Origin of the sequence: Mesorhizobium sp. B2-6-1 (assembly GCF_006440475.1) — a bacterium.
In the GTDB taxonomy this organism is placed as follows: domain Bacteria; phylum Pseudomonadota; class Alphaproteobacteria; order Rhizobiales; family Rhizobiaceae; genus Mesorhizobium.
Map to the genome: position 1 here is coordinate 38,630 of NZ_VFUH01000008.1, position 13,739 is coordinate 52,368.

The window sequence follows — 13,739 nt, forward strand, 5'->3', positions numbered from 1 at the left end:
CGAGGGCTTTTGCGAGCCCTACCTGTTTGCGGGAGAGAGCAGCGAGAGCTGTCGCCGAAGGGGAAATCGCCCGAAATCTCTCAGGCAAAAGAACCGTAGACGGGAAAGACACTCTGGAAAGTCGGGGCCTGCCCCCGCGCCGAAGGTGTAAGCGCTGCCGACAGAGTTACGGGGCGCGAGTCTCTCAGGCTTCAGACAGAGGGGCACGGACTGGTCGCCATTCGCGACCGATTGCGTGCGACTCTGGAGAACACATGACGGGCGACACCAAACACCTTCCTCTCGAAGACATCCACGCAGCTGCCGGTGCGCGCTTTGGCGCCTTTGCCGGCTGGTCGATGCCGCTGACCTACCCGGCCGGCGTCATGAAGGAGCATCTTCACACCCGCGAACATGCGGGCCTGTTCGACATCTCGCACATGAAACTGTTCAAGGTCATCGGGCCGGGCGCGATTCCCCTGCTCAACCTTGCCTGTCCGCTCGATGCGGGCGCGCTCGAAATCTCACAGTCGAAGCTGACATTTTTCCTGAACGAGGCCGCGGGGATCCTGGACGATCTGATCGTCACCCGGCTGGGCGATACCAACTTCATGGTCGTCGCGAATGCCGGCAACGCGATCGCCGACGAGAAGCATTTGCGCGAGCTTGCGACCGGCTTCGATGTCAAGGTCGAACCGCTCGACCGGGTCTTCCTCGCCATCCAGGGTCCCGAGGCCTGGGCGGCACTTTCGCGCGCCGGTATCGAGACCGGGTCGCTGCTGTTCATGCATGGCATCGAACCGCGAAAGAACTGGTTCATGAGCCGGTCCGGCTACACCGGCGAGGACGGGTTTGAGATCGGCCTGCCTGAGGCAGACGCGCGCGGTCTCGTGGCGAAGCTGCTCGAAGACGAGCGCGTGCTGTGGATCGGCCTTGCCGCCCGTGACAGCCTGCGGCTGGAAGCCGGCCTCTGCCTGCACGGCCAGGACATCACCGCGCAAACCGATCCGGCAAGCGCGGCGCTGATGTGGGCCATCCCGAAGGACATCCGCGCGAACGGCACGTTTATCGGCGCCGACGCGCTGCGCACCGCCGTCGAGCGCGGCTCCGCTCAGAAGCGCGTCGGCCTGAGGCCGGATGCCCGCCAGCCGGTGCGCGCCGGCGCCACGCTCTTTGACGCCGACGGCAATCCCGCCGGCCACGTAACCTCGGGCGGTTTCGGCCCGTCTGCCGGCCATCCCGTCGCCATGGGTTATGTCCCGACGCCCTTGGCGAAACCCGGAACTCGGGTTTTCGCCGACGTGCGCGGAACGAAGATTCCCGTCGACGTTTCTTCCCTGCCCTTCCTCCCGCATCGCTACCGCAAAGGATAATTTTCAGATGGCAAAGACCTATTTCACCGCCGATCACGAGTGGCTCAGCGTCGAGGGCGGCATCGCCACCGTCGGGATCACCGACTACGCGCAGGAGCAGCTGGGCGACCTCGTCTTCGTCGAACTGCCCGAAACAGGCAAGAAGCTCGCCAAGGGCGACACCGCCGTCGTGGTCGAATCCGTCAAGGCGGCCTCCGACGTCTACGCGCCGGTCGACGGCGAGATCACCGAGGCCAACGCAACGCTGTCGTCCGATCCGTCGCTGGTCAATTCGGCGGCGACCGGCGCCGGGTGGCTATGGAAAATGAAGCTTGCCGACGAAAGCCAGCTCGCCAGCCTCATGGATGAGGCCGCCTACAAAGCCCATATCGGCTGAAATCAGGACGCATTGACATGACCGCAGCACCCTACCCCTTCTCGGCCCGCCATATCGGACCCGGCATTGCCGATGTGAGAGCCATGCTGGCCGTCATCGGCGTGCCCTCAGTGGAGACGTTAATCAGCCAGGCCGTGCCGAGATCGATCCGCCTCGACCAGCCGCTGTCCCTGCCCGCGCCGGCCAGCGAAGCCGAAGCGCTGGCCGAATTGTCGGTGACCATGGCCCGGAATACGGTTCTGAAGAGCTTCATCGGCGCCGGATATCACGGCGTGCACGTGCCGCCGGTCATCCAGCGCAACCTGTTCGAGAACCCGGCCTGGTACACGGCCTATACGCCCTACCAGGCGGAGATCAGCCAGGGCCGCCTGGAAATGCTGTTCAATTTCCAGACGTTGGTTGCGGAACTGACCGGCCTGCCTGTGGCATCGGCTTCGTTGCTCGACGAAGCGACAGCGGTCGCCGAAGCGATCGGCATCGCATTGCGCCATCACCGCGACAAGCGCACCAGGGTGGCTCTCGCCGGCACGCCGCACCCGCAGACGTTGGATGTGGCGCGCACCCGCGCCGAGCCGCTCGGCATCGAGATCGACGGCGAGACGATCGACGACAACACAGCCGCCCTGCTCGTCTCCTGGCCGGACACTTTCGGCGTCTATGGTGATCACAAGGCGGCCATCGACAAGGCGCGCGCGGCCGGCGCTCTGGTCGTCTTCATCGCCGACCCGCTCGGCCTGACACTGACCGACACGCCGGCAAGGCTCGGCGCCGACATTGCCGTCGGTCCAATGCAGCGCTTTGGCGTGCCGATGGGCTTTGGAGGCCCGCACGCCGCCTACTGCGCGGTTGCCGACAAATTGACCCGATTGATGCCCGGCCGCCTGGTCGGCCAGTCGACCGACAGCAAGGGCCGTCCAGGCTACAGGCTTGCCCTACAGACGCGCGAGCAGCACATCCGCCGCGACAAGGCAACGTCCAACATCTGCACCGCCCAGGCGCTGCTTGCCAACATGGCGACAGCCTACGCCATCTGGCACGGCCCCGCCGGCCTTCAGGCAATCGCCGGGCGCATCCACGCGCTGGCCAGCCGCCTGGCAGCCGGGCTCAAGGCGGCAGGCTTGCCGGTGATCGGCACGAGCCGCTTCGACACGGTGACGGTGGAGACGAAGGGAAAGGCCGCGCAGATTGCCGCCGCCGCCGAAAAGGGCGGCCGGCTTCTGCGCGTCATCGATGCCGACCGTGTCGGCATCGCCTTCGACGAGACCTCTGACGAAACCGACCTGGAAGCCATTGCCGCCTTGTTTGGGGCCAAGCCAAGCGCGGAGGCCGCCGCCACCACGCCCGGCAAGCCGCGCGGCAAGGAGTTTCTCACCCAGCCCGTCTTCCACGAGAACAAGTCGGAAACCGAGATGATGCGCTTCCTGCGCCGGCTGGCCGACAAGGACCTGGCCCTCGACCGCGCGATGATCCCGCTGGGGTCCTGCACCATGAAGCTCAATGCCGCGGCCGAGATGATGCCTGTGAGTTGGCCTGAAATCGCCAACATGCATCCCTTCGCGCCGGCCGCGCACTCGGCAGGCTACCGCGCCATGATCGACGATCTGGAAGGCTGGCTTTCGGAGATTACCGGCTTCGATGCGGTAAGCCTCCAGCCCAACGCCGGCAGCCAGGGCGAATATGCCGGATTGCTGGCCATCCGCGCCTATCACCGCTCGCGCGGCGAGGGCCATCGCACGGTCTGTCTGATCCCGTCCTCCGCGCACGGCACCAATCCGGCGAGCGCGGCGATGGCCGGCATGAGCGTGGTCGTCGTTCGCTGTCTGGAGGACGGCAATATCGACATGGACGACATGAGGGCCAAGGCCAACGAGCATTCCAGGAATCTCGCGGCGCTGATGTTCACCTATCCCTCGACGCATGGCGTCTATGAAGAGGGCGCGCGACATCTCTGCGCCCTCATCCATGAGCATGGCGGCCAGGTCTATTTCGACGGCGCCAACCTCAACGCCCTGGTCGGCCTCGCCCGCCCGGGCGACATCGGCGCCGACGTCTGCCACATGAACCTGCACAAGACCTTCTGCATCCCCCATGGCGGCGGCGGCCCGGGTGTCGGCCCGATCGGCGTCAGGGCGCATCTGAAGCCCTATCTGCCGGGCCATGTCACCGAAGGCTCCGCGCATGCCGTGGCCGCCGCACCTTTCGGGAGTGCCTCCATCCTGCCCATCACCTGGATGTACATCCGCATGATGGGCGCTTCCGGCCTGAAGCAGGCGACCGAGACGGCGATCGTTTCGGCCAACTACGTCGCGACGCGGCTCGCCCCACACTTCCCGCTCCTTTACAAGGGCAGGAGCGACCGCGTTGCCCATGAGTGCATCCTCGACACCCGCGTGCTCAAGGAGAGCGCCGGCATCAGTGTCGAGGACATCGCCAAACGGTTGATCGACTACGGTTTCCATGCGCCGACCATGTCGTTCCCGGTCGCCGGCACGCTGATGGTGGAGCCGACCGAATCCGAGCCCAAGGGCGAGCTCGACCGCTTCTGCGAGGCGATGATCGCCATCGCGGGCGAAGCGGCCAAGGTTGCGAGGGGCGAGTGGCCCCTGGCTGACAATCCGCTGGTCAATGCGCCGCACACCGCCGCGGAGGCGCTGGCCGGCCAGTGGAGCCATCCCTATTCGCGCCTGGAAGCGGCCTACCCCGCCGGAGACGCCGACATGGCGGCGAAATACTGGCCGCCGGTATCGCGCATCGACAATGTCGCCGGCGACCGCAACCTGGTCTGTTCATGCCCGCCGCTGTCGGACTATTTGGGCGCGGCCGAATAGTCTCGCAAACTATGCTGAGCGCAAGGCCGGCTTGATCGGCTCGGCCTTGCCCATCCTTTTGTGGCTGACGACGCAATTGCGGCCCGCGCGCTTGGCGGCATAGAGCGCTGCGTCCGCCTCGGCCAGCACCTCGCCGAGGCTGTTGCCGTTGGCGCCGCCAAAGCCGATGCCTCCGCTGACAGTGCTGCGCAAGGGACCGTGGGAGGTCGCAACGATCTCGGTGCCGAAGGCGACGCCGATCTTGCTTGCGAGCTCGTAAGCCCTCTCTTCGGTCACCCGGGACATGACGATCGCGAATTCCTCGCCGCCGAGACGAAAGGCGTCGACGCCCGTTCTGGCATATTTTCTGATGACTGCGGCGAAGCGGCACAGAACCTGATCCCCCACCGGGTGACCATAGATGTCGTTCGTCTTCTTGAAATGATCGAGGTCGAACATGACGACAGCCATGAACGGACCGAAGGCCCGTTCGTCATGGAGCGACATCAATCCCCGGCGGTTCATCAGCCCGGTCAACGGATCGGTCATCGTCTCGGCCTTCAGCTCGATCTGCGCCTGCAGGTGATGCAGGGAAAGCGTCAATGCGCCGAGACCGGTCATGCAGGCCACGGCCACGACCGAATTCAGGCGTTCGGCCCAGTTATCGGGGGCTGCCCCGAGCGTCCATTGCCCCTTGGCCACCAGGACGACCGCGCAAAGTGCAAACGACACCGCACAGGTGCCGCCTAGGAACGAAACCACCAGCAGGATTTTGCGATCATGACTGCCGTTGAGCCAGAACATGGTTCCGATCGCCGAGAGCAGCACAGTCACCGTTACATAGGTAACGATGAAGCCTACCCCGTCGAGACCGAGGGAAGTCACCGCCGCGCAGATCGTCATGGCGGCCAATGTCGGCAAAATGGCACGCCGGTAATCCGGCACGCCGAGATACTGCATGGCCGAGAGGCAGATGACCAGGAAACCGAGGCTGAGCAATGCAAGCGCGACCTGGCAAAGCAGCGGATCAGGCTCCTTCGTGTATCGCCAGAACAGGATGACATGCACAACGAGCACGAGAATGCCGCACCCCACCGTCAGCACGAAGCTGGCCCGGGGCGCGGCGAACCAGATCGCGAACATGGTGATGCTGAGGCAGATGCCCGACAGCGCGGCTGCGAGCAGGAGCGAACTGAAATCCAGCATATTGGGCGGGGGTTCCCTGAGCGTCGGCCTTACCGCTGCATTCTAGGTCAGCGACAGCCATCAGACATGATTTTCAACTGATCTTTCGGCTGAGACCTTCGGATAGGGTTTACAAAGCGTCGACGCCGAGTGTCCCAAAATCGGCCTCGCGACATCATGGCCACCAGACAGCCGTCAGCCCTTGTTCAGGAGGGCAAGATTGGCATCGACGACCGTGGGGTCGGCCATGCCGGCCTTGGCTTCGAGCAGCAGCGCCCTTGCCTTTTTCCTGTTGCCGCGCAGCAATTGCGAATAGCCCATATTGTTGACGATCTGCGGCTTGCGCCCGGCGATCTTGAGCAACTGGTCGTAGGCACGATCGGCGAAGTCGAAACGGCCGAGTTCGTCATAGGAAGCGGCGAGCCCCATCCAGGCTTCCGCATTGTCGGCCTTCAACTCGACGGCCTTGCGGAAACGCTGTTCGGCAAGGCCGTAATTCGCGTCGCGAAACTGCGCCTTGCCTTCCGCCAGATCGGATGTGCCGACGTCCTTCGCGGCCGGTTGAATGGCGGTGGTTTTGGTGGTGTCGACGCCACTCGTCGTACAACCAGACATCATCAAGACGGCCGCCATCGCGGCCATTGCCGTTAAATTGCTGTGACGCATGCCCCTGCCCCATCGCCCGGTTTTTTGCCGGGTCGTTCTTCAGGAAACACACTATTCCAGAGCAATTAAACTTAGGTGCCGAAACGCCGCCAAAATTAGGCCCTGGGTACACCAGCTATTAACCACCAGGCCGCAACGCCTCGATCACGGCCAGCGGCGTTCTCACGGTTCCAGGGCCTTGAGTCCCGCCGGAACCGTATACCGGCTGCCGTCATAGCGCAGCCGGTAGGTTTGGCTCACGGACTTGCCGGGGTGGGACTGGCACTCGCCATTGCTGTCGGGCAACGGATTGTCGGTATCCATCCGTTCGACCACCGCGATGTCGTGGTAGCCATGATGTTTGGCCGGGCTCATCGCCAGGCTCACCTGACTGATATGGAAGGATCCGGCGCAATTGGTATCGCCCTCGCCGCCATTGCCGGCCACGACCAGGCCATCGAGCACCATCCGCAGGGCATCGCCGTCCTCGGCATAGAGCCGCAGGTCGGTTTCACTGAAAGGGTTAGGCAGCGAATTGTTCGCCATTTCGATGCGCAGGCCGAAGGCGGAGACATCGGGCGCCAGCGCATACCGGCCGGTATCAAGTTCGAACTTGCGGATGGCGATGGCATCATCATTCATCAGCCCGGGCTGCAGCAGACGCTGGCGCACCTGCCGGCTTTTCCTGTCGATGACCAGAAGCTCGATATCGCCGGCATGCGCGTAGTCGCTGGGTTGCGAACTGTCCATCAGCGGCACCGCGACCAACAGCAGGGCCTCATGGGCGGGCCAGATCTTGCAGACCAGCCCCGGCGGGTCGCCAAATGCGGACGTCAGGGCGATGCTGGTGTGGGGTTCGAGCGTGAACGAGGCACCGTCAGCGCTCTTGCGGGCCTTGGGATAAGCCTGCTGCACCAGGGCAGCGGCATCGCCGCAATCGGCTGCAGCCCAGACGGGCGACAGACTGGCCGCGGCAAGGCCGAGGACAAAAGCGCGCAACAGCATTCGCATGGACTTCTCATTCATTTGCGGACTTTGCAGATCGCCGGTTTCACTGAATATCAGCAAATCCTAGTGGCCGGTCATTTTGACGATGATCGGAATGACCGCGATCATCAGCACCACCGGCAGGATGCAAACCACGACCGGCACCGACATCTTGGCCGGCAAGGCATGCGCCTTTTCCTCGGCCAGCGACATGCGCTTGTGGCGCATCTCGTCGGAAAAGACGCGCAGCGCCCCCGACAGGCTGGTGCCAAGCTCCTTGGACTGTTGCAGCAGCGTGGCGAAGGAGCGCACCTCGTCCAGGCTCAGGCGATCGGCGAGCGCCTTCAGTGCATCGTCGAGGCTGCGCCCGGCCCGCAGCTCCAGCGACACGAGCTGCAGGTTCTGGCTGAGCGACGGGTAGGTCTTTGCGAGTTCCTTCGAGACGCGCTCGACGCCCGCTTCCATGCTCATGCCGGCATCCGAACAGACGATCATCAGGTCCATGAAATCGGGGAAGCCGTTGCGGTATTCGCGCATCTTTTCCCGTATCTTCTGGGTCAGCACCAGCCCTGGCAGGAAATAGCCGGCCACGCCCGACAACACGACGAAGGCCCAGCGGCTGGTCACCGTGGCGTCGGGACTGGCCATCCAGCGGTTGAGCACGAAGACGGCGAGCGCGATGCCCACCATCGCCGTGAAACGGATGAGGAAGAACATGCCGACGGCGCGCGGCTCCATGTAGCCCGCCTGGATGAGTTTCAAGCGCAGGCGGGCGACATTTTCCGGATCGCTCTTGGCGTAGAACTCCTGCGCCTTCTTCACCGCCTTCTCGCGAACGACACCGGTATTCTTCTTCTGGGCCGGTTCCGGCCTGGCGGCCACTGGACCCTCGTCGACCTTGAGTCTGCGCCTGACTTCGTTGCGATCGCCCTTTGCCACCACCATCGGCCAAGCAAAAGCGGCAGCGCCCACGGCCAGCAGCAGGACAGCCACCGGCATCAGCGAGGTCGGCGCGAGCGAGGCGAGGAATTCGACGACCTTCTGCATGTCAGAATTTGAAGTTCGACATTTTGAACATGATCAGATTGCCCAGCATCAGCCAGGTGACCGAGCCACCAACCATGTACCACGTCTTAGGCACGCCCCAGACGTCGCTGTAATACCCAGGCATGAATGCCATGATGGTCGTGAACAGCAGCGCCGGCACGGCCGTCAGGATATAGGCCGACAGACGGCCTTCGGTTGAAATGGCGCGCACCTTGCGGCGCAGCTTGCCGCGTTCGCGGATCGTCGTCGACAGTCCGTCGAGGATTTCGCGCAGATTGCCGCCAGAACTCGTCTGGATCGACACGGCGGTGACGAACAGCGGCAGATCCTCATGGCCGACCCTGTCGAACAGCGAATTCAGCGCCGAAACCAGATCCGAACCAAAGGTCACCTCATCGGCAATCACGCCGAACTCGGTGCCGATCGGGTCGGGCATTTCGCGCGACACCATGGCGATGGCCACCGGCACCGGATGGCCGGCCTTGAGGCCGCGTGTGATCAGTTCCAGCGCTTCCGGCAACTGCATGCCGAACCGCTTCAGCCTGCGCTTGCGCATTGAGCGCATCGCCATCACCGGCAGCACCGGCACCACCACGACAAACAGAATGGCGCCCATCAGCAGCGGCAAGCCATACCAGATGGCGGCAAGGGCCGCAGCCAGCGCCATCCCCGAAGTGATCATCAGGAACTTCGACAGCGGCATGATCATGCCCGACTGGGCGCGCAGGGCGCGAAAACGGTCAGGCGAGAACAGCGACGTGCCCGCATCGAGACCGCGCTCCTTGCGCAATTGGATCAGCACCTGTTCCTGGCTGATCCTGTTTTCCTGCAGCTTCATGCGCCGGTTGATGGCGGTGCGCCTGTCGCTGCGGCCGGCATAGAGCAGGTAAACGGCCTCGGCGATCATGATGCCGGTCAATGCAGCCCCGGCATAGACGACATAGATCGCGCTGAATCCGTCCAACACCTGGTTACTCCTGCGGCCGGCCGGGTTCGAAATAGCGCCCGGGAAACTCGATGCCCATGGCGCGCAGGTCCTCGAGGAAGCGCGGCCGGATCCCGGTCGCTTCGAAATGGCCGAGGATTGTGCCATCGGCGTCCATGCCGGTACGCACGAAGCGGAAGATCTCCTGCATCTGGATGACGTCGCCTTCCATGCCCGTCACCTCGGCGACGCTCGTCACCTTGCGCTTGCCGTCGGAGAGCCGGGTCAACTGGACGATGATGTCGATGGCGCTGGCGATCTGGCTGCGGATCGACTGCACCGTCATCGGCATGCCGGTCATGCCCAGCATCTGCTCGAGCCGCGAAATGGCATCGCGCGGCGTATTGGCGTGAATGGTGGCCATCGACCCTTCATGGCCGGTGTTCATGGCCTGCAGCATGTCGAAGGCCTCCTCGCCGCGGCACTCGCCGAGGATGACGCGATCGGGCCGCATGCGCAGCGCGTTCTTGACGAGGTCGCGCTGCTTGAGCTCGCCATGGCCTTCGATGTTGGCCGGCCGGGTTTCCATGCGCGCGACATGCGGCTGCTGCAACTGAAGCTCCGCCGCGTCCTCGATGGTGATCAGCCGCTCGTCCTCGGGAATGAAGGCCGACAGCGCGTTGAGCATGGTCGTCTTGCCGGTGCCGGTGCCGCCCGAAATGATCGTCGTCTTGCGGGCATGTACTGCCGCAGCAAGCACTTCGGCCATGTTCTGGGTGATGGCGCCGAATTCGACCAGCCGGTGCAGGCCGAGCTTGTTCTTGGAAAATTTGCGGATCGACACCAGCGGCCCGTCGACCGCGACCGGGCGGATGGCGGCGTTGAAACGCGAGCCGTCCAGCATGCGGGCGTCGACCATCGGCTGCGATTCGTCGACGCGGCGGCCGACCGCGGCAACGATTTTGTTTATGATTCTAAGCAGATGCGCCTCATCCTTGAACGGAATGTGGACCTGCTGCAGCTTGCCCTTCTTTTCGACGAAGCAGTTCTGATGGCCGTTGATCAGGATATCATTGATGTCGGGGTCCTTGAGCAGCGGCTCGAGCGGGCCGAGCCCGACCATCTCGTCGACGATGTCGTCGACCAGGGCATCGAGTTCGACGGTGTTGATCGCCATCCGCTCTTCGCGCGTCTTTTCCGACACGAAATCATGCACCTGCCGGCGCATCTCGTCCCTGGGCAGCCGCTCCAGCGCGACAAGATTGATCTCCTCGAGCAGCAACCGGTGGATACGCACGCGCGCATCGAGCACCTTGTTGGCGCTCTTGCCCGGCACGGCTTCGATTTTCGCCGGCAAGACCTTCCGGCTCGTCGGGATGACGACCGCGTGGTGCGCAACCGCCGTCGGCTCGGCGGAGCGCTGGGGACGCGCATCGCGGTTCTGCAAGGTGGAAAAGCGGCTGCTCATCCGGCCTTCCTCTTCAAAAGGCTCTTGCCGAAGCCGAACAGCGATTTCGATTTGCCCGGCGCCGCCGCCACTTCCTCCGGAAGGATGATCCTCTTCAGGTCGTTGACGACGTTGGCATTGGCATCGATCTCGTGCAGCGGCACGCCGCGATCGACGGCCTCGCGCACCAGCCGGTAATTGTTGGCGATGCCGCCGACGAAATGCTCGCCGAGGATTTCCTGGACGTCCGCCTGCTTGATGCCGCTGTCAAACATCTTCTGCTCGAAACGGTTGACGATGACGTTCGGCTTCACTTCCTTGCCGGCGGTCTCGTAGACCGCCTGGATCAGGCGTTGCGTGTGGCGCAGGCACGGTACCGTCATTTCGGCGACGATGTAGAGCTTGTTGGAGCCGAGCAGCACCGTCTCCGTCCACGGAAACCAGGTGCGCGGCATGTCGATGACGACATTGTCGAAATAGGCCGAGACGAGGTCCAGCATCCGCACCACGACATCGGTCTTGAACGAGCGCATCTCCGCCGGCTGCGTCGGTGCGGCCAGAACACAAAGCCCGCTGGCATGCTTGGACAGCATCACGTCGAGCAATTGCCTGTCGAGACGCTCCGGCTGGTTCTCGATTTCGGTGATGTCGAAACGCGGCTCCAGGTCGAGATATTCGGCGCAGGCGCCCTGCTGGAAATTGAGGTCCACCACGCAGGTCGAGGCGCCGCGCGTCACTGAATGATGCAGCTGGAACGCGGTCTGCAAAGCCAGCGTCGTGGTGCCGACGCCGCCTGCCGCGGGCATGAAGGTATAGATCTGCGACTCGGTGTTTTCCTCGCGCCCCGGCCCTTGCAGCGCACGCACCACCGAACGTACGAGATCGGCCGTGGTGATCGGCTTGACCAGGAAATCCGCGACCTTGAGCTGCACGAGGATGCGCGCGGCGGCGGCGTTGAATTCCTGGGTGACGACCACGACCGGCGCCTTGCCTTCCAGCCGACGCATGACGCGTTGCAGCGCATCGATCTCCTCAAGCTTCGCTGCGTCCATATCGACGATGATCGCGCCGAGATCGGCCTCCTGGACCTCGCCGCGAAGTTCGGTGATGTTCTTTTCCACCGTCGAGAGCTGGATGATCTCCGAGGCGGCAAACGCCGTCCGCGTGTCCTGCGCGAAGGTTCTGTCCGTCGATATGAGCAGGATTTTCCTGGTCTTGATGCCGTTTGCCATTACTTGTCAGCCTGTGATCTCGGATCAATTGTCGGCGCTGGCTTGCGATGCCTTGGCGCTGGCCGCCTGCTCGGCGGTGGCGGGTTCCGTGCTGCCGCGCTGGGCAGGCACGAGAAGCCTGGTGTTCTGGACGCCGTATTTCCAGGGATCGACCATCTGCATGACGGTGTTGGCGGCCTGGGCCTCCCCGGCGCCGCTCGTCACGCCTTCGCTGCGCACATAGTCGTCACTCGTGCATCCGGCGGTGAAGCCGGCAAGCAGCAAGGCGACGCTCGAGCTCAAGACCAGACGCATGGCTTCAGTCCTTCGGCAGGTCGAGGAAATGCCCGACTTTGGTGGCGGGAGCGGCACGCGCGGCGCTGCCGTCAGCCAGCGCCAGCGCGCGATTGGTGTCCGACGCCCTCACCTCCTCGGTGTTGTTGAGGAAATAGTCGACATTGCTGGCAGGCTGCGTGCCATCGGTCGGCTCGGCCATTTTCTTCGACGGATCCACCGGCTTGACCAGGTAAGGCGTGACGATGATCACCAGGTCCGTCTCACGCCGCTGGTAGGATTTCGACGAGAACAGGGCCCCGAGCACAGGCATCTTGCCGAGGCCCGGTATGCGCGAGGTGGTGATGTCGTTCTGCGACTGCAGCAGCCCCGCGATCATGAAGCTCTGGCCGTTCTTCAGGTCGACCGACGTCCTGGCGCGGCGCACGATGAAGCCGGGCACCGAGATGCTGCCGATATTGTAGGAAGCCGACGCGTCGATCGAGGAGACTTCCGGCGCGATGTCGAGGCTGACCAGCCCGTCCTTCAGAACCGTGGGCGTGAAATCCAGGCTGACGCCGTACTTCTTGTAGCTGACGGAAATCTTGCCGTTGTCTTCGGAAACCGGGATCGGAAACTCGCCGCCGGCCAGGAAGCTCGCGGTCTCGCCGGACCGGGCGATCAGGTTCGGCTCGGCCAGCCGACGAGCCAGGCCGCGCTCTTCCAGTGCCTTGATGGCGATGTCGATGGAAACGCCGTTCGACAACAGCTTGCCGATGATCTCGCCGGTCCCCGCCGGCTCAATGGTGCCGGGAGCAATCGTCACGTCGCGTCCGCCCATGCCATAAGCGAAATTGGCGCTGTATTTGGCGCCGAGGTCCTGTCCGGCCTGACGGTTGATCTCGACGAAGCGGACATTGAGCTGGACCTGCTGCGAGGACGAGATGTTGACCGAATTGATCACCTCCTCATTGCCGGAGAAGCGGGTGGCGATCTTGTTGGCCTTTTCGGCGGCGACCGCGTCATCCGCCTCGCCCGACAGCACGACACGCCCATTGGCGGAGCCGACCTTGATCTTGGCGTCCGGCACGCTGGCGCGGATGGTGTCGGCCAACTGGTCGGTATCGAGCGTCACTTCGATGTCTACGGTGCCGACGAGCTGCTTGTTCTCGTCGAACAGCGCAATGCCAGTGGTGCCGAGATTGTTGCCCAGCACATAGAAGGATTTGTCGGTCAACGGGTTGACGTTGGCGATCTCCGGATCGCCGATGACGATCTGGTAGAAGGCCGCGCTCGTCATGATCGTCTTTGGCTTGCCCTTGGCGACCTTGATCGAGGCGTTCTTGGTCGCCGAGACATAGACGATGTCGTTGTCCGCCCTGGCCGGGCCGGCGAAGATGCCGGCCGCCGCCATCGTCACCGCCATCGCCATCGCCTGCGCGACGTGCAACCGGCCTGTCGTTCGATATTGAAGTTGCCTGAAC

Annotated in this window: 12 protein-coding genes and 1 riboswitch; of the genes, 3 read left to right on the forward strand and 9 right to left on the reverse strand. The window is 63.7% G+C overall.

Going from position 1 to position 13,739, the window contains the following annotated elements:
• Positions 1–19 precede the first annotated feature (19 nt).
• Positions 20–106, forward strand: a riboswitch (glycine riboswitch).
• 148 nt (positions 107–254) lie between these two features.
• From gcvT to gcvP, 3 genes are read left to right on the forward strand one after another with little or no spacing between them, the layout of a single operon-like run.
• Complete coding sequence (gene gcvT, locus FJ443_RS17490; RefSeq protein ID WP_140517019.1) at positions 255–1,352, forward strand: glycine cleavage system aminomethyltransferase GcvT; 1,098 nt, start codon at positions 255–257, stop codon at positions 1,350–1,352.
• A gap of 7 nt (positions 1,353–1,359) precedes the next feature.
• Complete coding sequence (gene gcvH / locus FJ443_RS17495) at positions 1,360–1,728, forward strand: glycine cleavage system protein GcvH (RefSeq protein WP_140495853.1); 369 nt, start codon at positions 1,360–1,362, stop codon at positions 1,726–1,728.
• Positions 1,729–1,745: 17 nt separating this feature from the next.
• Complete coding sequence (gene gcvP, locus FJ443_RS17500; RefSeq protein ID WP_140665069.1) at positions 1,746–4,556, forward strand: aminomethyl-transferring glycine dehydrogenase; 2,811 nt, start codon at positions 1,746–1,748, stop codon at positions 4,554–4,556.
• Positions 4,557–4,565: 9 nt separating this feature from the next.
• Here the strand turns inward: gcvP and FJ443_RS17505 are convergent, their stop codons facing one another.
• From FJ443_RS17505 to FJ443_RS17545, 9 genes are all read right to left on the reverse strand, one after another.
• Positions 4,566–5,741, reverse strand: coding sequence for a diguanylate cyclase (locus tag FJ443_RS17505; RefSeq protein ID WP_140665072.1), 1,176 nt, complete (start codon positions 5,739–5,741; stop codon positions 4,566–4,568).
• Between the two features lie 174 nt (positions 5,742–5,915).
• Positions 5,916–6,386 carry a hypothetical protein gene (locus FJ443_RS17510; RefSeq protein WP_140495850.1) on the reverse strand — a complete coding sequence of 157 codons (471 nt, stop codon included), beginning with the start codon at positions 6,384–6,386 and terminating at the stop codon, positions 5,916–5,918.
• Positions 6,387–6,548: 162 nt separating this feature from the next.
• Complete coding sequence (locus FJ443_RS17515) at positions 6,549–7,370, reverse strand: hypothetical protein (RefSeq protein WP_140495887.1); 822 nt, start codon at positions 7,368–7,370, stop codon at positions 6,549–6,551.
• A gap of 66 nt (positions 7,371–7,436) precedes the next feature.
• A complete protein-coding gene (locus tag FJ443_RS17520) occupies positions 7,437–8,399 on the reverse strand; it encodes a type II secretion system F family protein (protein ID WP_140495849.1) in 963 nt (320 codons plus the stop codon).
• A 1-nt stretch (position 8,400) separates the two neighbouring features.
• A complete protein-coding gene (locus tag FJ443_RS17525; protein WP_140495848.1) occupies positions 8,401–9,366 on the reverse strand; it encodes a type II secretion system F family protein in 966 nt (321 codons plus the stop codon).
• A 4-nt stretch (positions 9,367–9,370) separates the two neighbouring features.
• Positions 9,371–10,792, reverse strand: a complete 1,422-nt coding sequence (locus FJ443_RS17530) for a CpaF family protein (RefSeq protein ID WP_140495847.1) — start codon at positions 10,790–10,792, stop codon at positions 9,371–9,373.
• Positions 10,789–12,003: a response regulator gene (locus tag FJ443_RS17535; RefSeq protein ID WP_140561477.1), complete on the reverse strand. Its 1,215-nt coding sequence runs from the start codon at positions 12,001–12,003 to the stop codon at positions 10,789–10,791. The genes FJ443_RS17530 and FJ443_RS17535 overlap by 4 nt, the downstream gene beginning before the upstream one ends.
• Positions 12,004–12,027: 24 nt before the next feature.
• Positions 12,028–12,297, reverse strand: coding sequence for a hypothetical protein (locus tag FJ443_RS17540; protein ID WP_140495845.1), 270 nt, complete (start codon positions 12,295–12,297; stop codon positions 12,028–12,030).
• A 4-nt stretch (positions 12,298–12,301) separates the two neighbouring features.
• Positions 12,302–13,687: a type II and III secretion system protein family protein gene (locus FJ443_RS17545; RefSeq protein WP_181167416.1), complete on the reverse strand. Its 1,386-nt coding sequence runs from the start codon at positions 13,685–13,687 to the stop codon at positions 12,302–12,304.
• Positions 13,688–13,739: the final 52 nt, after the last annotated feature.